This window comes from Tunturiibacter gelidiferens (assembly GCF_014201335.1).
GTDB classification, from domain to species: domain Bacteria; phylum Acidobacteriota; class Terriglobia; order Terriglobales; family Acidobacteriaceae; genus Edaphobacter; species Edaphobacter lichenicola_E.
The window spans coordinates 116,996-139,224 of sequence record NZ_JACHEB010000014.1 but is presented as its reverse complement, the minus strand read 5'-3'; the positions used below and the strand labels follow the sequence as shown (position 1 = coordinate 139,224).

Below are 22,229 nucleotides of genomic sequence, written 5' to 3'. Positions count from 1 at the left end.
AAGTGTGCCGGTTGCGACACGCGCCGAAGGCTGTCATCCTTATTCCAAGCGGTTCACGAGGCATCCATTTCGTCGCAGTTGGCTTCCGACGATGTAGGCCAATCTTTGCGGCCGCCGACTCTAAACACCACAAAACTAATCCATTAGGATTGGTTCGCGACCAAGGCACCACCTGCACGAGGAACCCTGCATGGAATTCCATATCTCCGGCGATCTGCGAAAAAAACTGGACCTTGACGATCTGCTCTTCAGCTACACAGGCAACATCGTCTTCGGCAACGTCGCTGCAAGCCGAAATCTGGCCAAACAGCTCGAAGATCTGCGCAAACAGCAGTCTGGCCAGCCGGGAGTCGTCAACGCTGGCGCACTTTTCGCCATGGGCCTCATCGACGAACTGAATCATGCGATGATCGCCCGTTATCGCAAGGAGATCGATCCAAAAGTCTTCGCCGACGCGGTACGCTGGTTCACCGGCCACGCAAAACCCGAAGACATCCAGCGCCTCCTCCTCAAATTCACCGAGCAGTTTCCCAACGTATCCGTCCATCGCGGCGAACTCACCGCCGCCGAATGGCTCAACGGCACGACCGACGGCCAGCCAAACCGCGAAGCCGCCCTCGAAGAACTCCTTCTGCTCTGGCTCGCCAACATCAACCCCGCCTTCTCCCCCTTCCGCGAGCTCTTCGAAGACACCCCGCTCAAGCAGCAGACAATCTATCAAACCGTCACCGCTGCCTTCCCCGACTACTTCGTCACCCGCCCGCCCATCGCCCCCGAAGTCGGAACCCTCCTCGACGCTCTCCGCGCTCCCCTGCTCGCATCACCCGATTCCCTCACCGGCCAGCTCGACTACATCCGCGAGCACTGGCCCAAATACCTTGGCGACGATCTCCGTCGCGTCCTCCTAGCCATCGATGTCCTCCGCGAAGAGGATCTCGCCATCTGGCTTCGCTTCCATCCACCCGGCCCAGACCAGTTCCGCCACGGTGCACCCGGTCGCGGAGGCGAAGGCTTCGTCGGCGACGAGTACATCGGCTTCGAAGACCAGTACATCACCGGCCCCGACGGCACTAGGCAACGCCGCTACGGCCACGACTATCAGGCACCCCTCAACGAATACGAAGCCTTCAGCGCCGACCAGGCCTGGATGCCCACCGTCGTCCTCATGGCCAAGAGCACCTATGTCTGGCTCGAGCAGCTCTCCAAAAAACATCTCCGCCACATCCACCGTCTCGACCAGATCCCCGACGAAGAGTTGCACCTCCTCGCCGACCGCGGCATCACCGGCCTATGGCTCATCGGCCTATGGGAGCGCAGCGTCGCCTCCCGCACCATCAAGCGCCTGCGCGGCCACCACGACGCCGTAGCCTCCGCCTACTCCCTCAAGGAGTATCAAATCGCCGAAGACCTAGGCGGCAACTACGCCTACGAAAACCTCCGCGACCGCGCCGCCCGCGCAGGCATCCGCCTCGCCAGCGACATGGTCCCCAACCACATGGGAATCGACTCCAACTGGGTCATCGAAAATCCCGACTGGTTCCTCTACCGCTGGGAGAGTCCCTTCCCCGTCTATCGCTTCGAAGGCCCCGATCTCTCTACCGACAGCCGCGTCGAGATCAAAATCGAAGACCACTACTACGACCAATCCGACGCCGCCGTCGTCTTCCGCCTCCGCCACCATCGCGACGGAGCCACCCGCTACATGTACCACGGCAACGACGGCACCACGTTCGCCTGGAACGACACCGCGCAGCTCGACTACTCCAAAGCAGCCGTCCGCGAGCACGTCATCCAGGTCATCCTCCACGTCGCCCGCCTCTTCCCCATCATTCGCTTCGACGCCGCCATGGTCCTCGCCAAACGCCACGTCCAGCGCCTGTGGTTCCCTCTTCCCGGCACCGGCGGCTCCATCCCCTCGCGCGCCGAAAACGCCATGCCCCAAGAAGAGTTCGACGCACTCATGCCCCACGAGTTCTGGCGCGAGGTAGTCGACCGTGTCGCCGCCGAAGTCCCCGGCACCCTCCTCCTCGCCGAAGCTTTCTGGCTCCTCGAAGGCTACTTCGTCCGCACCCTCGGCATGCATCGCGTCTACAACAGCGCCTTCATGAACATGCTGCGCGACGAAGAGAACGCCAAATACCGTTCCTACTTAAAAAAGACCATCGAGTTCGACCCCGACATCCTCAAGCGCTATGTCAGCTTCATGAGCAATCCCGACGAGCGCACCGCCATCGACCAGTTCGGCACCGGAGACAAATACTTCGGCGTCTGCACTCTGCTGGCCACGCTCCCAGGCCTGCCCATGTTCGGACACGGTCAGATCGAAGGCTACACCGAGCGTTACGGCATGGAGTTCAAGCAAGCCAAAATGGAAGAGTGGCCCAACGAAAATCTCGTCGCCCGCCACCAACACGAGATCGCACCTCTCCTCAAAAACCGCCGTCTCTTCGCCGAAAGCACTAACTTCGTCCTCTACGACTTCTGGACCGACTTCGGCAGCGTCGACGAAAATGTCTTCGCCTATTCCAATCGCGCCCACGGCGAGCGCGCGATCATCCTTTACAACAACAGCTACGGCAGCACACACGGCACCATTCACTTCTCCGCGGCCTCCATCGACAAAGCAACCGGCCACCTCCGCCAGAGAAGTCTCGCCGAAGGACTCGATCTCCCCTACAACTACTTCACCTTCTTCGCCTACCGCGATACCGCACACGGTCTCGAGTATCTCTGCCGCAGCACCGATCTCCACCACACTGGCCTCTCCATCGACCTGCGCGGCTACCAATATGCAGTCCTGCTCAACTGGCGAGAACTTCGAGCCACCGTCGATCAACCCTGGGATCAGCTCTTCGACGCACTCAACGGAGCCGGCGTCTACAGCGTAGAAGAGGCGCTCTCCAAACTTCGCCTGCGCCCCCTGCATGAAGCTTTCCGCCAGGCTCTCAGCGAGAATCACATTCGTGCATTCACAAGTGTAGCCTCTGAGCTTGCAAACAAAGGAGCCGCGTCCACCACAACAAAAGTCGCCGCGTCGAACAGCAACGACAAGCCTGCAACGACAGCCCCCATAACAAAGGCGCCCCAGCCAACCGCCGCAGGAGAGGCCACCATCGCTCCTTCTGAACAACTCCCACTCCATCCTCGACTGCAGCCATTCGTGAAATCCAGTCAACGCTTCTTCGAAAAGGTGCTCCAGAATCTACCTGCAGAAGAAGACACGACACAATCGAACACCTCCATCGAGCCGATTCGAACTCCAACCTACAAAGACCTATGCGAGTCCATGACGAAGGCGGCCCTTCATCTCATCTCGATGACTCAAAGTCTTTCCATCACCTTGCCGCCAGCCGCAAGCCGTTTCCTCCCCGGCGCCAAAACGGCCATTCCGACAGAGCAAATCTGGGCGCCTGTTCTGGCCTGGATCACTCTCCACAGCCTCCCGCGTCAGGACGATCAGGCAGCTCTCTTCGACAAGCTCCAGTTGCGCTCAGCACTATCAGAGACATTCACGGCCATCGGAATGGAGGGAGAAAACACCTGGCGTGCCGCTGCTCGCGTACGAATCCTCCTGGCTCACACCAACACGTCTCCAACAGCTACCAGGTCCGAACAGTTCTGGTCCGACCCAGACGTTCGCTGGCTCGCAGGAGTCAACGAGTCCTCCGGCATCACTTACTTCAACAAAGAGGGGTTCGAAGAGCTATTAGGCTGGCTTCAGCTTCCCGCGCTCATCAACCTCGCGCAGCAGTCCCCGGTCAGCCCCGACTCGATCAAGACGCTCGAAGCAGCCGTCTTGGAATCCTGCAAATCAGCCCAGACAGCCGGGTACAATCTGGATCTCTATCTCCAGCCCGAACAACTCAAAGTGGCCGCGACGCAAGTCGCCAGCGATTCTAAACCAGCACCGACCCCTGCTTCGAAGGCAAAGCCGGCGGCGAAAAAACCGAAGAAGCCGACTCCGACGACCCGCTGATCGATGAAACTGCCCCATCGCTGAACAGCTTCAATGCCCGGCCGCCAACAATGATCTTTCCGTCAATCTCCGCGCAAGTAAAGGGACTCTCGATGTTCTCAGTATCAATCACCTGACACCACGGTTTTCCCGAAGGCGACGCGGGCAGCACATACTCAACTCCGCCCTCGGCCGCATTGACGACCAGAAAAAAGCTGTCGTCGATGACACGCCTGCCCTCCTCGTCGGTCACCTGCAGTGTCCGGCCGTTTAGTAGAACAGCCACTGAGCGGTTCCACTCCGTATTCCAGGCCTCGTCCGAAACCTGCTTGCCATCGGTATTAAACCAGGCAACATCCTTGATCACGATATCCTCACCCTTCCTGCGAATCTCGCGATCCTGAAAAAACTTCCGCCGGTGCAGATTCGGATGAGCGAGGCGAAAGTGAATCAACTGACTCGTAAAATCCAGCACTCGCTTACGAGGTTCATCCAGATTCCAGTCGTGCCACGTAAGCTCGTTATCTTGGCAGTAGCAGTTGTTATTGCCTCGTTGAGACCGCGCTATCTCATCGCCGCCACTCAACATCGGCACTCCCTGGGACAGCATCAGCGTCGTCAGAAAATTTCGCGTCTGTCTCTCTCGCAGAAGGTTGATCTTTGCATCGTCAGTCGGCCCTTCTGCTCCCATGTTCCACGAATCGTTGCTGTCCGAGCCATCCCTGTTGTCTTCGCCGTTGGCCTCATTGTGCTTCTGGTTGTAGCTAACCAGGTCACACAGCGTAAAGCCATCATGCGCCGTGACAAAATTGATGCTCGCATAAGGCTTGCGCCCGTCGTCTTGGTAGAGATCGCTCGATCCCGTCAGACGATTTGCAAGAGCGGACAACTGTCCCCCGTCCCCCTTCCAAAAGCGCCGGACAGTGTCGCGATACTGTCCATTCCACTCCGCCCATAGAACAGGAAACTGCCCCACCTGATAGCCCCCTTCACCAACATCCCACGGCTCGGCGATCAGCTTCACGTCTGCAAGCGTAGGGTCCTGGTGAATCGTGTCGAAGAACGACGACAATCGGCTGACATCATGAAGCTCCCGAGCAAGCGTCGCGGCCAGATCAAAGCGAAAGCCATCGACATGCATCTCGGTAACCCAGTAGCGCAGCGAGTCCATCAGCATCTTCAACACCTGTGGAAGACGCACGTTCAACGTATTGCCTGTGCCTGTGTAGTCGACGTAATAGCGAGGATTGTCCTCTCTGACTCTGTAATAAGTAGTGTTACAAACTCCTCTCCAGCACAGCGTCGGGCCAAGCTGATCGCCCTCACACGTGTGGTTGTAAACCACGTCGAGGATGACCTCGATTCCCGCCGCGTGAAGTGCCTTCACCATTCGCTTGAACTCATTCACCTGGCCGCCGATATCTCCGCAGGAGCTGTAACGGGCCATCGGGGCAAAATACCCCAGCGTGTTGTAGCCCCAGTAGTTCACCAACCCGTCGCCGACAAGGCGTCGCTCGTCGATGAAGTGATGAATCGGCATAAGTTCAACCGCAGTCACTCCAAGCTTCTTCAGATAATCGATGCTTGTCTCACACGCGAGGCCCGCATAGGTGCCACGAAGCTCCTCCGGAACCGCAGGATTCCGGATACTGAAGCCCTTCACATGCATCTCGTAGATCACAGAGTCAGCCAGTGGAGTCTCGGGGCAACGGTCATCACCCCAGTCAAACTGGCTGTCGACCACAACGCTCTTCGGCACGCCATCCGCACTATCGTTCTCATCCATCTTCAGATCGTCCCCGGAGGCCGCATCATGCCCAAAGATTGGCTTCTGCCAATCAACATTTCCCCACAGTGCTTTCGCGTATGGATCCACCAGCAACTTATGTGCATTGAAGCGATGACCCTTCTCCGGCTCCCACGCCCCATCGATCCGATAGCCGTAGAGCTGCCCAGCTTTGATATTGCGAACAAGGCCATGCCACACATAGGCCGTCCGCTCACGCAGATACACAGAATCAACCTGTCTGCCTTCCATGTCGAAGAAACAAAGCTCAACCTTCGTCGCGCCCTCTGAAAAAATTGCGAAGTTTGTGCCTTTGCTCGTCACCGTCGCGCCGAGAGGATACGGCCTGCCTGGTAAAAGTGTGCGATTCATATTCTCTTACTCTCTTCGATGCAGTGAGCCGTCTACAGTTACGGCGAAGTATCAAAAACCATCCTCACACATGTCCATCCAAAAATTCGACGCCATTCAGAATCTCCCGACGGCTCACCCCTCATTCCAACTCACTGCCTCCCCACCCGGCCGCTCTGGCCTACAATCAGATCAGATGGATCTCGCAGCCAAATCCGCGAAGCTACACGAGACACTCCGGCAACTCGGCAGCGTCCTAGTCGCCTACTCCGGCGGCACAGACTCCGCCTACCTCGCCTACGCCGCCTACCAGGCCCTCGGCGAAAACATGCAGGCCATCATCGCCGACTCCCCCTCCCTCCCCCGCGCCGAACTCGCCGCCGCACTCGCCTTCGCCGCAGACCACAACATCCCCATCCAGATTCTCCACACCAACGAACTCGAAAGCCCCGACTACCAGCGCAACGACTCCCAGCGCTGCTTCCACTGCAAAGACGAGCTCTTCCAGCAAATGGAACAAGCCCGCGTCTCCCGCAACTTCACCCACATCGCCTACGGCATGAACCTCGACGACCGCGCCGAGTTCCGCCCCGGCCAGCAGGCCGCCGCGCAACACCACGCCGTCGCCCCGTTAGTCACCGCCAGCCTCACCAAACAAGAGATCCGCACCCTCGCCCACCAGGCCGGCCTCAAGCTCTGGGACAAGCCAGCCAGCGCATGCCTCGCCTCGCGTATCGAGTACGGCCGCCCCGTCACCCGCGAAAATCTCTCCCAGGTCGAGCAGGCCGAGGCTGCTCTCCACGCCCTCGGCTTCCCGCAGGTCCGCGTCCGTCACCACGGGGACCTCGCCCGCATCGAAATCGCCCGCGACGATCTCCCCCGCGCCCTCACCCTTTCCGTCCTCGAAGCCATCACCGCCGCCATCAAGCCTCTCGGCTTCCTCTACGTCACCCTCGACACGGAAGGCTACCGCTCCGGCTCCATGAACGACACTCTCCTCGCCGCCTCCGCCATCCAGCCCGCTCGATAACGCCGCACTCCGAACATGAAACAATAATCTCCATGCGCATCGCCTACCTCGACTGCTTCGCCGGCATCAGTGGCGACATGTTTCTCGGAGCCCTACTCGACGCCGGAGTCGACCCAAACATCCTCCACGAAGCCGTAGCCGCTCTCAACCTAAACGCGACCCTCAAAATCGAAAAAGTCGACCGCAGCGGAATCTCCTCCACAAAAGTCCACGTCTACGAAGGCTCAAATCTCGCCGAAGCCAACACCAACCAAACGCCAACAGAAGACCACACCCACCAGCACACCCACACGCACCAACACCATCCCAAAACCCAACACCAACACAAGGTCGGCCACACCCACGAACACAACCACACCCACGGCCGCTCCCTCACGGTCATCCGCGACCTTATCAACGCCGCATCCTTACACCCCACCGTCAAACAAACAGCCATCCACACCTTCGAACTCCTCGGCACCTCCGAAGCCAAAATCCACAACGTCCCCATCGAAGAAATTCACTTCCACGAAGTAGGCGCAGTCGATGCCATCGTCGACATCGTCGCCTCCTCCGCCGGCATCCACGCCCTCGCCATCGACAAGTGGTTCTCCTCCCCCCTCAACGTAGGCGGCGGCATGGTCGACTGCGCCCACGGCCGCTTCCCCGTCCCCGCCCCCGCCACAGCCGATCTGCTCCGCGGTCTCCCCACTTACTCCGCGCACATCGAAACGGAACTCGTCACTCCCACAGGCGCCGCCCTCATCCGCGCCCTTGCTCCCACCTTCGGCCAGCAGCCCGCCATGCGCGTCGAACACATCGGCTACGGCGCCGGCACCCGCAACCCACAGGACTTCCCCAACGTCCTGCGCCTCAGCATCGGCGAAGCCGAAAACTCCGATCACCCTAAACACGCGCCCTCCAAACACCACGCCCAAGACGCCCAAACCGTCACAGTCCTCGAAACCGCGCTCGACGATCTCTCCCCCCAAATCCTCGCCTACGTCTCCGAAACTGCCCTCGCCCAGGGCGCACTCGACGTCATGCTCACTCCAGTCATCATGAAAAAGGGCCGCCCCGGCACCCTCCTCACCGTCCTCTGCAATCCATCCGACAGCCCAGCTCTCCAACAATTAATCCTTCGCGAAACCAGCACCCTCGGCCTTCGCATCCGTCAGGACAGCCGCGTCTGCGTCGACCGCCACCACGCTCACGTCACCACAACCTACGGCGACATCCGCGTAAAGATCGGCACCCTCAACGGACAAGAGTGCAACATAGCCCCCGAGTTTGAAGACTGCCGCGCCGCCGCCACAAAACACAACGTACCGTTGAAGCTCGTACAACAAGCAGCCATCGCAGCCTACCTCAAGTAACGCGCCCCTCCACACACAGTCTGCATCAAACAAGATAGCAACTCACGAACCCGAGGAGCACCAAGCATGGAGCGTAGAGACTTTCTCAAGACCGCAACCGCCGCCAGCGTAAGCGCAGCAATCCCGCTCAACGCGCAAACCTCTCCGCCCCCGACTCAAACTACGAAGCGCCCGGAATCACCCGACATGATCTATCGCGAACTCGGTACCACCGGCGAGCGCGTCTCCGCCATCGGCATGGGCGGCTACCATCTCGGCAAACAAAAAGATTCCGCCGAAAGTATCCAACTCCTCCACGCCGGCATCGACCGCGGCATCACCTTCCTCGACAACTGCTGGGACTACAACGACGGCATCTCCGAAGTCCGCATGGGTCAGGCCCTCCGCAACGGCTACCGCCAAAAGGTCTTCCTCATGACCAAGATGGATGGCCGCACCGCAGACGAATACAACAAGCAACTCGAACAATCCCTCGGCCGCCTGCAAACCGACATGATCGACCTAGTCCAGTTCCACGAGGTCATCCGCATGGAAGACCCCGACCGCATCTTCGCACCCGGCGGGGCCATCGAAGCCGCCGTCGCCGCCCGCAAAGCGGGAAAGATCCGCTACATCGGCTTCACCGGCCACAAAGATCCCGTCGTCCACCTCCGTATGCTCGAGACCGCGCAAAAACACGGCTTCCACTTCGACACCGTGCAGATGCCCATCAACGTCATGGACGCCCACTTCCGCTCCTTCGAAAAAGAGGTCATGCCCGTCGCACTCAAACAAGGCATCGGCATCCTCGCCATGAAGACCTTCGGCGATCCTTACATCCTCAAAAGCAACACCGTCCAACCCATCGAAGCCCTCCACTACAGCCTCACTCAACCGGTCTCGGTCGTTATCACCGGCATCGACAACACCCAGACCCTCGATCAAGCCTTCGAAGCCACACGCACCTTCAAACCTCTCGACCAGGCGCAGATCACTGCCCTGCTATCCCGAACCGCCACCGCCGCCAGCGAAGGCAAGTTCGAGCTCTTCAAAACCACCACCCACTACGACGGCACGGCAGCCAATCCCAAGTGGTTAGGGTAGAAGCACCTTTAGAAAACAGTTGCCCTTGCATCTCTTGTTGCACTTTTGCTTTCTTGTTGCCGCTTTTGCTCTTCTTGCTGTTGCTTTCGCGTTTCTGGTTGTCATCCCCGAAGGGGATCTGCTTTTCACGACGTTAGCTCCATCGAACTTTCATCCGCCGACCTGCCTTCAGCCAGCGGCCTCACTGCCGTATCTTTAAAAACAGATGAACAAAGCTTCTCTCCTCGAACTCCTCGCCGCCGTCCACTCCGGAACCATCACCCCAGTCGCCGCCACACAGCGCCTCGCCGACATGCCCTACGAGGACATCGGCCACGCCCGCATCGACCACCACCGCACCCTCCGCACCGGCCTCCCCGAAGTCATCTACGCCCAGGGAAAATCCCCCCAGCAAACCACCGAGATCTTCACCCGCATGGCCGCCGCCGGCACCGACGTTCTCGCCACCCGCGCCGACGAAGCCACTGCTGCCATGATCCTCGCGTCCTTCCCCGCAGCCATCCACCACCCCTCTGCCCGCGCTATCACCCTCAAACAATCACCTCCTGAAGACACCAAGGGCCACATCGCCATCCTCAGCGCCGGAACCAGCGACCAGCCCATCGCCGAAGAGGCCGCCGTCACCGCCGAACTCTTCAACTCCAGGGTCACCCGCCTCTACGACGTAGGCGTAGCCGGACTTCACCGCCTACTCTCGGTCCGCGACCAACTCACTCACGCAGATGTAGTCATCGTCTGTGCCGGAATGGAAGGCGCCCTCCCCTCGGTCGTAGGCGGACTGGTCGGTGTTCCCGTCATCGCCGTCCCCACCTCGGTCGGCTACGGAGCCAGCTTCGACGGCGCCGCTGCGCTCTTGGGAATGCTGAACTCCTGCTCCCCCAACGTTACCGTAGTAAATATAGACAATGGCTTCGGAGCGGCCTACACTGCCGTATTAATCGCTCGTGCGTCTGCCCGTCGTAGCTGAAAAAACGGACATTGCTAGCAGAAGTCGCTATCAAAGCATGACGAAAGGCGGTTTCAAAATGCTTCCCAATGACGACAAACCCTGGGCAAAGACCCTTGCACGCATCGTGATCTGCGTGACGATCGTTGCGCTGATCGGCCTGTCGCTCTTTCTTGAGAGCCGAAACATGTTTCACATCCCAGAGATGGTCGGTGTCTTCCTGCTCTTCCTCACCATCGTTCCACCAAACCTTGCCGTTCTCTATCCCTGGATCCTTCCCACCCCACACCAGAACAACAACAGCCGGACCACCAAATCCACAGTCCGATAACCACGCGGTGTCGTTGTTGAACTCTGCTTTTCTTGTTGTCATCCCCGAAGGGGATCTGCGGTTGTCCTTACTTTGCGGTTGCCCGTACTGTCACCGTCATCCCGCATCGCAGCGAAGGAATCCCGTCGACGCTGCCCCTAGAACCTGTCAAGCCCCCATCGCCACCAACCCCATTTGAAACAACAAGATAGCCCTTGCGCATGAGTTATAGCCAAACAGCTATACTGAATGAAGCTAAGAAAAACCACACCAGAGAGCTGCGGAGACCTCCGCGGCTCTTTGACGTTAAGCGCGAAGTATTGTTCTCAAGTAACACATTTAAAGTATTTTAGGCGTAAGCAATTTAGAATCAATATTTTACAGAGGATACTACCCATTAAATCATTGAAAATGCGTATTTTACGCGCAAAATACCCTCTAAGGGGAGGGGGGTGCCACTGGCCAGCAGAGAGTACAGATTCATACCATCGTCAGCGGGAGGCAGCTTCTACTGATTCACTCCACTGGCAAGAAAACCGCCGTCGACCACAAGAATTTCGCCAGTGATAAACGTCGAGGCATCACTCGCAAGAAAGATCGCCGCACCCACCAGCTCGACAGTCTTCCCAAACCGCCCCATCGGTGTGCGCATCAACAGCTCTTTACCCCGTTCGCTCTCATCCAGCAGCTTTTGGTTCAACGCGGTCCGAAAGACACCCGGAGCAATCGCGTTCACGGTCACACCCTGCGCGCTCCACTCCACCGCCAGAGACCTGGTCAATGCTCCCACGGCAGCCTTGCTGGCCGCATAGGCAGTAACCTCTCTCAAGCTGACGAAGGTATTCAGCGAAGCGATGTTGATGATGCGCCCATAGCCGCGCTCCAGCATATGCTTCCCGAAGATCTGGCAGGCTCGAAGCGTTCCGGTCACATTCGTATCCATGATGCCGTTCCAGGTCTCCTCCGAGACCGTCAAAGTAGGCTCCCTCTTAATCCTGCCCGCGCAGTTCACCAGGATATCCACCTTGCCGAACGCCTTCACCGTCCCATCGAGAAGTGCCTGCAGACTCTCCCGATCCGCAACATCCGAGGTCAACCGCAACGACCGCCGCCCCGTCGCCTCGATCGCCTTCGCCGCCTCGTCCACCTGCTCCATCCGTCGCGAACTCGCCACGACATCCGCGCCAGCCTCCGCGAGCCCGACCGCCATCGCCAAGCCGATACCCGACGTCCCCCCCACCACCACCGCCGACTTGCCACTCAAATCAAACAAAGGATGCCCCATAGAAAATGCCTCTTCCTAACTCAAAATATTCTAAAAAACTCAGTTCTTTTCAGGCGAAACTTGCGCAAGAATCTGACTGACAACATCATCTGGCGACCGATCGTTCATAACCCGAACAGCATCGCTCGGCATCTCGAGCGTCGCAAGCTGGCTCTCCAATAGCTTCGCACTCATGAACTCATGCTTCCGCTCAGCCAACCGAGCCGCAAGCATCTCCTTCGACGCCTCGAGCAGAACAAAGCTTACCGCACCTTTTGGCATCCCCGCCTGCAACGTAGTCCGATAGCTCGCCTTCAACGCAGAGCAAGCCAGAACACCACTCTCCCCTTCTCCAAACCACTCCCTCAGTAACCGGTTCAGCACCTCGAGCCAAGGTTCACGATCCTCATCGTTGAGCGGATGACCTGCTGCCATCTTCTGCTTGTTCGCCGCAGGATGGTAATCATCGCCATCGGCAAACACCGCGCCCACGCGCTTAGCCAGCAGCGTCCCGATAGTAGTCTTGCCAGATCCGCTTACTCCCATCAACACAACAATCATTCACCAGCATCCTCTCCCTCATCAGCAACGGCAACCCTACAGAACCTAGCTCTGGAAACGCCCCTGATATGCCCAGAGCCCAAGACCAGGATTGGAGATATAGAAGATCTCTTCGCCGTCCACTGTGTTCCAACCGTCGCCAAGCGTTGCCGGGTTGTACTTCGACGTCATCTCCGCCAGGTCGCCATACTCGAAGTGAACGCTCTCGATCTCCTCGCGGGTCAGATGCCCTGGGCAATATCGGATCGTGAACCGCCCTTCGCTGGAACCATGGATGAGGTGGGCAGCGGCACTCAGGTTACCGGCCAACTGAGGATCTTCTTTGGCAGCTTCGAGGGTCCGGGGCGTTCCACAGTAGCCATACTTCCTAATCAGCGCATCAATGGCAGAATCTTCCCCGAATTCACCCACCCCCGGAGCGAGGACGATTAGTTCGGCGTCGTCTGCAAGCGCCATGCGAGTGCGATAGACGCTCTTGTTTCCCAGCCACGTGCTTTTGAACTCGTGAGGATCAAGGAAGACAACCGCCTTCTTGATCTCCCGATCCATCATCTTGAAGTTGACTTTGAGACTGAGATCGGCGGCGAGTTCGAAGCACTCTGAATCGTCACCGATATAGAGGCCACGAATGACCAACTTTCCGTCCCCGTTCTTGGCTACGACCGTCTGCACATAGATGATCGGCATCCCGCCAGCGAAGTGTCCGCTGGCGTAGTTGAGTACACGACGAACAGGTGTGTCGGCGCGGCCCATCATGCGTTCCATTCCATACACAGCGCCGAGGAAGTGACTGCGGTGAATACCGATTGCGCCGCCCGTGCCTATGAAGATGTTCTTGTTGTAGTTCGCCATGCCGACGACTTCATGGGGAACGACCTGGCCGATAGAGAGGATGAGATCGTGCCCACCGTCTCGTAGCAATTTGTTCACTTGGGCTGGCCAAGTGTAGTCGAGCTTTCCCTCGCTCACTTCGTACATGAATTCGCCCGGAACTTCTCCCAGCGTGACGACGTCGTTGCGCCAGTCGTGGTTGCGGAAGAGAGTTCGCGGAGTTGCGCCATACATCGTCGCAATTTCCTGATCGGTCATGGGTTTGTGAGTACCTAGCGCGGGGAGGATATCGACGAGTTTGTCTCCGTAGTATTGCCACGCTAATTCGGTAAGGAGGCCGCTTTGAGAGTGCATTCGCGTGAAATCAGGAGGAATCGCAAGGACTCTATTGCGTTGACCTAGTTTGTCCAGAGCCTGGAACAGGTTTGATCGCACTTCTGTAGGCGACATCTCTGTTGTTGCGCTTCCAGCAGCAAAAAAGAGGCTCATGAGTTTTGATCTTACTCCCGGTACTGGTGGTGGGGTGCGTTGAGTTGATGAGGTGGCCGGTTGGAAGAGTTGTGCCTTGCGCTAAAAAAATCCTGGTGATGTGTAGTACCGCTTTTCATCCATTTTGCTGTGTTTTTGAAGGGGTCGGACGAAAATAGGTGAGTTTGCGACGGTGTTTTGGTGGTGAGAACGTGGTGGATTGTGTGGCTAACGTGGACTGGGAACCGCGTTGAATTGGACCGAGAAAAATACGCCACGATCTTCAACTTTTTTTGACGTTGGCCGCGGTTTGATCAGTACGCCGATAGATCCGTAATCCTCCTCTCTGTTTGATAGTCCATGGCCGCGTCAGAGCTTGTATGCCTTCCTGACTAGGTTGACGGTGAGATCCTGGATGACTTCGAAGGCTTCATCTTCATCGAGGCGATGTTCGGCGACCAGGCGAGCCAGGAAGGCGCAGTCGATGCGGCGGGCTACGTCATGGCGGGCGGGGATGGAGAGGAGAGCGCGGGTGTCGTCATTGAAGCCTACCGTGTTGTAGAAGCCGGCGGTCTCGGTGGCTTGGTCGCGGAAGCGCATCATGCCCTCTGGGGAGTCGTGAAACCACCAAGGCGGTCCCAACTTCAGAGAGGGGTAGTGGCCGGCGAGAGGAGCTAGTTCCCGAGAGAAGGTGGTTTCATCGAGGGTGAAGAGGATGAAGGTCAATCGCTGGTCGTTTCCGTAGCGATTCAGCAGAGGTTGAAGTGCTCGGACGTACTCGGTTGGCGAGGGTATGTCGGCTCCCTTATCGCGTCCAAATCTCTCGTAGAGGTGCCGGTTGTGGTTGCGGACCGAACCAGGATGAAGCTGCATAGTGAGGCCATCTTCGACGCTCATGCCGGCCATCTCAGTAAGCATTTGAGCGCGGAAGAGCTCCTGCTCCTCTGGTACGGAGCGACCAGAGAGAATTCGAGCATAGAGAGAGGCTGCAACGTTTGGGTCGAGATCGGCGGTCAGGGCCGTTGGGTGGCCCTGATCGGTTGCAGTAGCTCCCATGGACTTGAAGAAGGCGCGGCGGTTGCGCAGAGCGTTGAGGTAGCCCTTCCAGGTGCCAATGTCTTCGCCGGTGATCTGGCCTAGCTTCTGGATGTTGTCGAGGAAGCCAATGTAGTCAGCATCGACGAGCGAGTCTGGCCGGAAGGTCGGCAGAATGCGACCCCGCCAACCGGACTTGCGAATGGCTTTGTGGTACTCGAGGGTATCGAGGGGCGAGTCGGTGGTGGAGAGGACTTCGATGTTGAACTGCTCGTAGAGCGCGCGGGGCCGGAACTCGGGGGTCTCAAGTCTTTTTGCAATGATCTCGTAGTATTCGTCGGCATTCTCAGAGCTGAGACGTTTCGTGAGGCCGAACTGATTCTCGAAGGAGTAGTCGAGCCAAAGCCGGGTGGGGGTCCCTCGAAAGAGATAGTAGTTTTTTGCGAAGATGCGCCAGACCTCTTTCGGGTCGACCGAGGCAGCGACGCCGTCGAACGGAGAGATGCCGAGCGACTCCAGGGAGATTCCCTGAGAGTAGAGCATGCGAAAGATGTAGTGATCAGGCTGAATGAGAAGGGCGGCAGGATTGGCAAAGGCTTCGTTCTCAGCAAACCAGCGCGGGTCAGTGTGGCCGTGGGGCGAGATGATGGGCAGGCCCTGGATTGTCTCATAGAGTCTTCCGGCAATTGACCGCGTTTCGCTGTCGGCAGGAAAAAGCCTGTTTGCGTCGAGAATCATCCCTCATCACCTCTTTAGAAGCTGCAGGCGTTGGAAAAACGTCGCATCAGAAGCGTATCAAAGATTTGACCGTACCTCGAACAAAAGGTCGAATTCGAACGGATGCAACTTTTTTCGAACTCAAACGTCGCATAAGAAGCGGACTGCGAGGAACTGATCATGTTTGACTCGGAGAAAAACCGGGATGACCGGTCAAAGAAGATGACGCGGCGAGCGTTCATTGCTGCAGCAGGGGTTGCGGCGTCCTATGCGGTGCTTCGGATGCGAAGGGCCCCCGGCGTGGAGGCGAGTGCTGCGGTCCATGGGACACCGGGCCAGGTCACGATCGTCAACTTCAGCAATGACGGGAACAATTTGGGGAAGGAGACGGTCGTAAAGGTCGTGAAGACAGATGGAGAGTGGCTTCAGCAGCTGGGCAAGAACTCCTTTGAAATTTCTCGCCAGGCGGACACGGAGATGCCGTATTCGGGCGTCAGCTTGAAGGAGCATAACGCGGGTGTCTTTCGGTGCGTCTGCTGCGACACAGCGTTGTTCAGCTCGCGGACGAAGTTTGAGTCTGGTACCGGGTGGCAGAGCTTCTGGGCGCCGATTGCGAAGGAGAATGTCGCTGAGGTAAAAGATGTCTCCCTGGGTATGGAGCGCACCGAGGTGAAGTGTGTGCGATGCGAAGGCCATTTGGGGCATGTCTTCGACGATGGCCCGGCGCCGACTGGACTGCGATACTGCATGAACTCGGCCTCGATAAAGTTTATGAACGCCTAGGCTGGCGCCGTAGTATCAAGTCACTTTAGAGAATAAAAAGGCACCCCGAAGGGTGCCTTTTTTATGTGGTGCGAAAGCTGCTACGGGAGGTAGTAACGGAGGCTGGTGAAGACCATGTTGTTGTTGGCCTTCGGGGCGCCACCGACACCGGCCCAGCCGACACGCTGCAGGTAGCTGTATTGCATGGCATACTGCAGACGGCCGAACTTGGGGTTGTTGTAGAAGCGATAGACGAACTCGCCGGTGAGTTCCGATATCTGACGGGTTGCACCCAAGCAGTTTGCAGGTGTACCGGGGCTGTAAGGGGGGTTTCCGGCAACGCCGATGCTGCCGAGACCGGAGGTTGGGGTTGTTGGAAGCGTCTCGACACCGCAACCTGTGTTCGCGCTGGTGACAGGAGCATAACCAACCAGCTTGCCGGCATCTGCACCGACAGTGCTGAGGTAGGTTGTACGCTGCGCGTATTCCGTACCGTAGTAGAGGTCGAGATCAAGCTTCTTCTGCGGGTGAAGTTCGAGCGTACCGAGGAACTGGTAGTTCTTGATGGGCTCGAGCGTTCCATCGGGATGCGCTGTGACGTCAGGCAAGGTCGAAGTACCATAACGGCCTACGCCAGTACCGCCAAGGAAGTGGAGACCGAAGTCCGCATAGTGAGTGACAGGCGTGCGGGCGTTGGCGAAGAAGCCGCCGCCGACCTTGGTGTTGTTATTTCCACCCACTGCGGATGGGACGGTGAGGGTTTGGTTGGGGTAGTTGCGGTCGCGGAACCAGCGAACCAAGCCACCGGCTTCGAAGTGGGCGGCGCCCATATCGTAGGTGCCTTTGACGATCACGTCGGGCGCAACGTTGTTGGAGTAATTCGCGGTCAGGTTGTAGAGACCACCGCCCGCGCCTGCGTTGCCGATGAAGAAGTTAGAGTTCGCATTGGTTGCCGAGTAGATGATTTCGGCTTCTTCAAGTGAGGCGGCGGCCGTGAATCCACCGATCTTCTGCTGGAACCTTACACCTGGCTGACGCTCCCAGCTGAAACCGACGTTGTATTGCGCGTCGATGGTAGCGGGCAGGGCCTCGGTGCGGTTATCGGTGCTCTTCTTGGTTTCGGTAACGAGTGACCACATCTGACCGCCGGTTACAGTAAAGCCGCTGTTGGTTCCGAACTGACCGAAGAGCTGACGCTGGCGGAGAACGTAGCTATTGCTCTGGTTTTCGTTGCTGCTGGCTCCTGCGCCGAGGAAGTCAGCTTCGACGTACCCTGCGAAGTGGTACGGTCCGGGGTTGGCTTGGAAGAGCGCACCAAGTCTGCTCTGACGACCAGAGAGGTTGAGCTCGCTGGTATGGGCCTGGCCCGCGCCGGGGTAAGGGGTGGAGTTGAAGGGGGTGTTGACGTCGGCGTTGAGCGCGCGCTGACGGTAAACACCTTCAGCCGCGAAGAAGGCTACCGGAGTGATGGTCACGCCTTTGTAGTGGATGGCGAGAGGCGACTCGAGTTCGTCGGTCAACTGCTTCTTGGTATCGCTGATGGTCTGCGCGAGGCCGACGTTGGTGGTCTTGAGGTCGGTCACGGTGCTGTTCAGGCTGGAGACGGCGTCAGCATTGGTCGAGACGGTTGAACTGAGGCTGTCCGCTTTAGCCGTGGCACTGGCAGCAGCAGCTTCAGCACTCTGAGCGGCCTGCTGAGCGGCGGCAAGCTTCGCGTCCTTGTCGGCGTTCTGCTGTTTGAGAGCGTCGATCTGAGCCTGCTGGTCCTGCATCTGCTCGCGCAGTTCGCGGATCTGGCGCTCCACCGGGCTCTCTTTTGGCGCCTTTTTGTGAGCGGTCGCCGTACCGGTCTTCTGTGTTGCCGTGCTCGTTTGCGCCTGGAGAGATATTGAACTGATAACCAATATCGCTGCCATGGTCGCTCGTAGTTGCTTCGTCATGGAACCTCGCAGAAATATGAAAGGCACAAGGACAACAAGAGAGCGGGAAGGCCTTCTAGCCTCTCCAACTTTCTTCCTTTGCTCTTTGAACCATGCTCACAAAGTCATGTGAACAGAGGAATAATTTGTGTGGTATTCACGGAGAAAATACGTTGTTCTGTGGAAATTTTACGAATGGCTGACATTTTTTTGAGATTTTGGCGGGAACTGAATAGGTAACAGCAAAGGTCGCAGAACTGATTTACCTTTGTCCTCATGTATTTTTTTCGTCTCGGTACCCTGCTGGTCGGCTTTGGCGTGCTTGGCTCCTTTGCTTCGGCACAACCCTCTATTAAGTTGATTCCCATGCCGCGCGAGATTCGTGCGACGGCCGATCAAGCACTGCCACATGGTGTTCGCATCGTCTGTGCTGCCCCTTGCGCCGCGGAAGATCAATTTGCTGCTGACGATCTGGCGATGACGCTACAGACACGTGGTATTCAAGCTGCTTCGGCTACTGGGGTTCAGATCGAACTAACGCGGCTCGCGGCGCGCCCCGACTCTCGGTTTACCGAGGAGATGAAGGCGGAGGGCTACGCGATCGCCGCGAGTGGGGGCGGACTGACGGTCATTGGGGATACGGCTGCCGGGGTGTTCTATGGAGCGCAGACCGTTAAGCAGCTAATTGAGGGCGACGGTGGGCGCGCCGTGCTTCATGGGGCGAATATCAGGGACTGGCCGGCGATGAAATACCGCGGGCTCGATGATGACCTGTCGCGGGGACCGGTGACTACGCTGGAGTTTGAGAAACACCTGATTCGGACGCTGGCTGCTTATAAGGTCAATCTCTATTCTCCTTACTTCGAACATACGCAGCAGTATGCGTCGAACCCTTTGATGGCGCCGCCGGGGGGAAGTGTTACGGCTGAGGAGGCCAGAGAACTGGTGGCGTATGCGCGGCTCTATCATATTGATGTGGTGCCGGAGCAGGAGGCGTTTGGTCATCTCCACCATAATTTGAATTGGGAGCAGTACCAGCCGCTGGCGGAGACTCCGCATGGGGCGGTGCTGGCGCCGGGGCAGCCGGGATCGCTTGCGCTGATCAAGCAGATGTTTACCGAACTCGCGGCACTCTACCCGGGACCCTTTTTGCATATCGGCGCGGATGAGACGGTCGACCTTGGACTGGGGCAGACCAAGTCAGATGTGGATGCTCGTGGGCTCGGGGTGGTTTATCTGGATTTTCTGCAAAGGATAGTCACGGAGTTGAAGCCGCTCAATCGCCGGTTCCTTTTCTGGGGAGATATCGCGCAGGATTCACCGGATCTGCTGAAGGGCCTGCCGCAATCATTCAAGGATTCCACGATCGCGATTGCGTGGGTTTACAACCCGGAGCCCCGGGGTTACGACCGCTTTTTGACACCGTTTATAAACGCGGGGATGGAGACCTGGGTGGCCCCGAGCGTGAATAACTTCCGCAGGGTGTATCCGAACAATAACTATGCGCTTGCCAATATTCAGCGCTTTACTGCGGATGGGCAGCGGCTGGGGTCGACGGGCCAGCTGAACACGATCTGGAACGACGACGGCGAAGGACTCTTCAACCAGGATTGGTATGGGATTCTCTTTGGTGCCGCGGCGGCCTGGCAGAAGGGGGAGTCGTCGATTCCGGACTTCCAGGATTCTTATGCTCAGGTGTTTCATGGCGACGCAACGGGCGATCTGAATGAGGCGCAGAAGGAGATGATGCTGGCTCATTCGGTGCTGAAAGATCAGGCGAAGGAAGGCGATGGAACGAACAGCATCTTCTGGCTGGACCCGATGTCGAAGGATGGGCTGAGGATTGGGGCGCAGGTGCTTCCGTATGCGCATGAGTTGCGACTGCATGCGGAGCGGGCGCTGACTTTGATTGCACAGGCGAGGGCTGCTGCGCCGGCACCAGCGCCAGTTTCGGCAGGGCCTAAAGCTTATGATCCGGCGGACTCTTATCCGACTGCGCCTACGACGCTGCGCGAGACTGCGGCCATCGACGCACTGGAGTTGGGAGCGCGGAGGATGGATCTGATCGGTCTGAAGTTTCAATTGGCCGAAGAGATTTCGGAGGGTTACCAGCGCGCCTACGCGATGCAGAACACGACGGATAAGAAGCAGCGCATGAGTGTAAGCCGTGAGCTCTCGGACATCAATGGGGCGAATGGACGAATTCAGGATTACATTGACGCCTATTCCCTGCTGCGTGATCTGTACGAGCAGGCATGGTACCGCTCCAACCGTGCGTATGGGCTGCGTCCAGTGCTCGAGCACTACGATTACACGGTGGGGATATGGGAAGCCAGAAGCGACAGACTTCGCAGTGCGCAACGTCAGTGGTCCGATACTCATACGCTTCCGCCGGCTGCCGATCTGGGAATACCTCCGCCGGCTCCGGCTCCCGCGCCGAAGTGAGTTATTTGTAAGAGTAGGTGGCGCACTCGTCGGGAGATCTGGCAATCTAAAAGACCATGCTTTCGACGCACTCCATCGGCCCCAGACTAGGAATCGATTTCGGCACCACGAACAGCTCCATCGCATCTGCTCGCGGAGACGGGACAGTGGAGCTGGTTTCCTTCCCTACTGCGGCAGCGGCTACGGAGTCGTTTCGTTCCGTGCTTTACCTGGAACAGCATAAGCATTCCGGCCGTACGCAGATTAAGGGATTCACGGGGCCACAAGCGATTGAGCATTATCTTCATGCCGAACACAAGGGCCGGCTGGTTCAGTCGCTGAAGTCTTACCTAACCAGCAGAACACTGACCGGCACAGAGGTGTTTGGACGGCGGTACACAATTGAGGATTTAATCTCGCGCATCCTTACTGATCTGCGATTGTCTGCTGAACGTCAGTTTGGCCATCCTGTTCGACAGGCTACGGTGGGCCGGCCGGTTCGATTCGTGGGAGCCGACAGCGTTGAGGACGATGACTTCGCGGTGCAGCGGTTGCGACAGGCGTTTATTCACGCAGGTTTTGAGTCGGTCGAGTTCGAGATGGAGCCGATTGCTGCGGCTTACGCGTACGAATCAACTCTCGATCACAACGAACTGATCCTGATTGGGGACTTTGGTGGGGGTACCAGCGACTTCTCGCTGCTGCATGTTGGTCTTGGTGTTCGTGCGCGTGGACGGACGGCAAAGGATCTTTTAGGAAATAGCGGATTGGGGTTGGCAGGCGATAGCTTCGATGCGAGAATTGTTCGCAAGTTGGTCTCTCCAGCGCTGGGCTCGGACAGCTTCGAACGTTCCTATGCTCATGCTCCAGACCGTCCGGCGAGCATTATCCCGGCAGCTCCGGCCTGGATTTACGCCAATCTCGAACGCTGGCATTATCTTTCTTTTCTGAAGACACGGAATGTGGCCGAGATACTGAAAAGCGCTCGGGCGCGGGCACAAGAACCAGAGAAGATCGAAGCGCTGATCAACCTGATCGAGGAGGACCTTGGATACCAGCTTCATCAGGCTGTGCAGCGTTTGAAAGTCGATCTGTCGAATCATGAAACGGCCAAGTTCCGATTCCGCGACGGCAGCATGGATCTCGTGGCGACAGTTGAGCGCGCTGAGTTTGAAGGTTGGATCGCTGAAGACCTCGAATCGATCGAGAGATGCGTGGACACGCTGCTCGCTACCAGCAACATCTCTACACGAGAGGTCGACCGCGTGTTTTTGACTGGAGGAACTAGCTTCGTGCCGGCAGTTCGGCGCATCTTCGAGTCAAGATTTACCTCCTCGCGAGTCCGCACGGGCAATGAATTCACATCGGTTGCGAGGGGGCTTGCTCTGCGAGCCGAAGAGGCTTACGCAAAGGGGTACTGAAGCTGTCACTG

At 57.9% G+C, this 22,229-nt stretch carries 15 protein-coding genes; 9 read left to right on the top strand and 6 right to left on the bottom strand.

The window, feature by feature from the left end; genetic code table 11:
* The first annotated feature begins 190 nt into the window (after positions 1-190).
* On the top strand, positions 191-3,976 hold the full coding sequence (locus HDF14_RS23565; RefSeq protein ID WP_183981205.1) for an alpha-amylase family glycosyl hydrolase: 3,786 nt from the start codon (positions 191-193) through the stop codon (positions 3,974-3,976).
* Here the strand turns inward: HDF14_RS23565 and glgX are convergent.
* On the bottom strand, positions 3,897-6,113 hold the full coding sequence (gene glgX, locus HDF14_RS23560) for a glycogen debranching protein GlgX (protein ID WP_183981204.1): 2,217 nt from the start codon (positions 6,111-6,113) through the stop codon (positions 3,897-3,899). The two genes, HDF14_RS23565 and glgX, sit on opposite strands and share 80 nt — an antisense overlap.
* 70 nt (positions 6,114-6,183) lie before the next feature.
* On the opposite strand from glgX, the gene larE reads away from it, so the two are divergent.
* From larE to HDF14_RS23535, 5 genes are all read left to right on the top strand, one after another.
* Positions 6,184-7,122: an ATP-dependent sacrificial sulfur transferase LarE gene (gene larE, locus HDF14_RS23555; protein ID WP_406707260.1), complete on the top strand. Its 939-nt coding sequence runs from the start codon at positions 6,184-6,186 to the stop codon at positions 7,120-7,122.
* Positions 7,123-7,154: 32 nt separating this feature from the next.
* Positions 7,155-8,477 carry a nickel pincer cofactor biosynthesis protein LarC gene (larC, locus tag HDF14_RS23550; protein WP_183981203.1) on the top strand — a complete coding sequence of 441 codons (1,323 nt, stop codon included), beginning with the start codon at positions 7,155-7,157 and terminating at the stop codon, positions 8,475-8,477.
* A 66-nt stretch (positions 8,478-8,543) separates the two neighbouring features.
* Entirely contained in the window at positions 8,544-9,560 is a 1,017-nt protein-coding gene (locus HDF14_RS23545; protein ID WP_183981202.1) for an aldo/keto reductase, read from the top strand.
* A gap of 205 nt (positions 9,561-9,765) precedes the next feature.
* Entirely contained in the window at positions 9,766-10,527 is a 762-nt protein-coding gene (gene larB / locus HDF14_RS23540; protein WP_183981201.1) for a nickel pincer cofactor biosynthesis protein LarB, read from the top strand.
* Positions 10,528-10,585: 58 nt separating this feature from the next.
* Positions 10,586-10,837 carry a hypothetical protein gene (locus HDF14_RS23535; protein WP_183981200.1) on the top strand — a complete coding sequence of 84 codons (252 nt, stop codon included), beginning with the start codon at positions 10,586-10,588 and terminating at the stop codon, positions 10,835-10,837.
* A 487-nt stretch (positions 10,838-11,324) separates the two neighbouring features.
* Here the strand turns inward: HDF14_RS23535 and HDF14_RS23530 are convergent, their stop codons facing one another.
* The 4 genes from HDF14_RS23530 to uxaC all read right to left on the bottom strand — a co-directional run bounded on the left by HDF14_RS23530 (position 11,325) and on the right by uxaC (position 15,713).
* On the bottom strand, positions 11,325-12,101 hold the full coding sequence (locus HDF14_RS23530; RefSeq protein WP_183981199.1) for an SDR family NAD(P)-dependent oxidoreductase: 777 nt from the start codon (positions 12,099-12,101) through the stop codon (positions 11,325-11,327).
* A gap of 39 nt (positions 12,102-12,140) precedes the next feature.
* Positions 12,141-12,641: a gluconokinase gene (locus HDF14_RS23525; protein ID WP_183981198.1), complete on the bottom strand. Its 501-nt coding sequence runs from the start codon at positions 12,639-12,641 to the stop codon at positions 12,141-12,143.
* 45 nt (positions 12,642-12,686) lie between these two features.
* A complete protein-coding gene (locus HDF14_RS23520; RefSeq protein WP_183981197.1) occupies positions 12,687-13,961 on the bottom strand; it encodes a lactate racemase domain-containing protein in 1,275 nt (424 codons plus the stop codon).
* 348 nt (positions 13,962-14,309) lie between these two features.
* Positions 14,310-15,713, bottom strand: a complete 1,404-nt coding sequence (gene uxaC, locus HDF14_RS23515; RefSeq protein WP_183981196.1) for a glucuronate isomerase — start codon at positions 15,711-15,713, stop codon at positions 14,310-14,312.
* A gap of 159 nt (positions 15,714-15,872) precedes the next feature.
* On the opposite strand from uxaC, the gene msrB reads away from it, so the two are divergent.
* Entirely contained in the window at positions 15,873-16,475 is a 603-nt protein-coding gene (gene msrB / locus HDF14_RS23510; protein WP_183981195.1) for a peptide-methionine (R)-S-oxide reductase MsrB, read from the top strand.
* An 80-nt stretch (positions 16,476-16,555) separates the two neighbouring features.
* Here msrB and HDF14_RS23505 read toward each other — a convergent pair whose 3' ends face one another.
* Entirely contained in the window at positions 16,556-18,394 is a 1,839-nt protein-coding gene (locus HDF14_RS23505) for a hypothetical protein (protein WP_260698532.1), read from the bottom strand.
* Between the two features lie 255 nt (positions 18,395-18,649).
* Between HDF14_RS23505 and HDF14_RS23500 the strand changes: the two genes are divergently transcribed.
* Positions 18,650-20,818: a beta-N-acetylhexosaminidase gene (locus tag HDF14_RS23500; RefSeq protein ID WP_183981194.1), complete on the top strand. Its 2,169-nt coding sequence runs from the start codon at positions 18,650-18,652 to the stop codon at positions 20,816-20,818.
* A 56-nt stretch (positions 20,819-20,874) separates the two neighbouring features.
* Positions 20,875-22,218: an Hsp70 family protein gene (locus tag HDF14_RS23495; RefSeq protein ID WP_183981193.1), complete on the top strand. Its 1,344-nt coding sequence runs from the start codon at positions 20,875-20,877 to the stop codon at positions 22,216-22,218.
* Positions 22,219-22,229: the final 11 nt, after the last annotated feature.

What these genes read in the sequence shown, in the direction of transcription:
- HDF14_RS23565 (WP_183981205.1), top strand. Translation starts at nt 191, where the DNA reads ATGGAATTCCATATCTCCGGCGATCTGCGAAAAAAACTGGACCTTGAC.
- glgX (WP_183981204.1), bottom strand. Translation starts at nt 6,113, where the DNA reads ATGAATCGCACACTTTTACCAGGCAGGCCGTATCCTCTCGGCGCGACG.
- larE (WP_406707260.1), top strand. Translation starts at nt 6,184, where the DNA reads ATGTCCATCCAAAAATTCGACGCCATTCAGAATCTCCCGACGGCTCAC.
- larC (WP_183981203.1), top strand. Translation starts at nt 7,155, where the DNA reads ATGCGCATCGCCTACCTCGACTGCTTCGCCGGCATCAGTGGCGACATG.
- HDF14_RS23545 (WP_183981202.1), top strand. Translation starts at nt 8,544, where the DNA reads ATGGAGCGTAGAGACTTTCTCAAGACCGCAACCGCCGCCAGCGTAAGC.
- larB (WP_183981201.1), top strand. Translation starts at nt 9,766, where the DNA reads ATGAACAAAGCTTCTCTCCTCGAACTCCTCGCCGCCGTCCACTCCGGA.
- HDF14_RS23535 (WP_183981200.1), top strand. Translation starts at nt 10,586, where the DNA reads ATGCTTCCCAATGACGACAAACCCTGGGCAAAGACCCTTGCACGCATC.
- HDF14_RS23530 (WP_183981199.1), bottom strand. Translation starts at nt 12,101, where the DNA reads ATGGGGCATCCTTTGTTTGATTTGAGTGGCAAGTCGGCGGTGGTGGTG.
- HDF14_RS23525 (WP_183981198.1), bottom strand. Translation starts at nt 12,641, where the DNA reads ATGATTGTTGTGTTGATGGGAGTAAGCGGATCTGGCAAGACTACTATC.
- HDF14_RS23520 (WP_183981197.1), bottom strand. Translation starts at nt 13,961, where the DNA reads ATGAGCCTCTTTTTTGCTGCTGGAAGCGCAACAACAGAGATGTCGCCT.
- uxaC (WP_183981196.1), bottom strand. Translation starts at nt 15,713, where the DNA reads ATGATTCTCGACGCAAACAGGCTTTTTCCTGCCGACAGCGAAACGCGG.
- msrB (WP_183981195.1), top strand. Translation starts at nt 15,873, where the DNA reads ATGTTTGACTCGGAGAAAAACCGGGATGACCGGTCAAAGAAGATGACG.
- HDF14_RS23505 (WP_260698532.1), bottom strand. Translation starts at nt 18,394, where the DNA reads ATGACGAAGCAACTACGAGCGACCATGGCAGCGATATTGGTTATCAGT.
- HDF14_RS23500 (WP_183981194.1), top strand. Translation starts at nt 18,650, where the DNA reads ATGTATTTTTTTCGTCTCGGTACCCTGCTGGTCGGCTTTGGCGTGCTT.
- HDF14_RS23495 (WP_183981193.1), top strand. Translation starts at nt 20,875, where the DNA reads ATGCTTTCGACGCACTCCATCGGCCCCAGACTAGGAATCGATTTCGGC.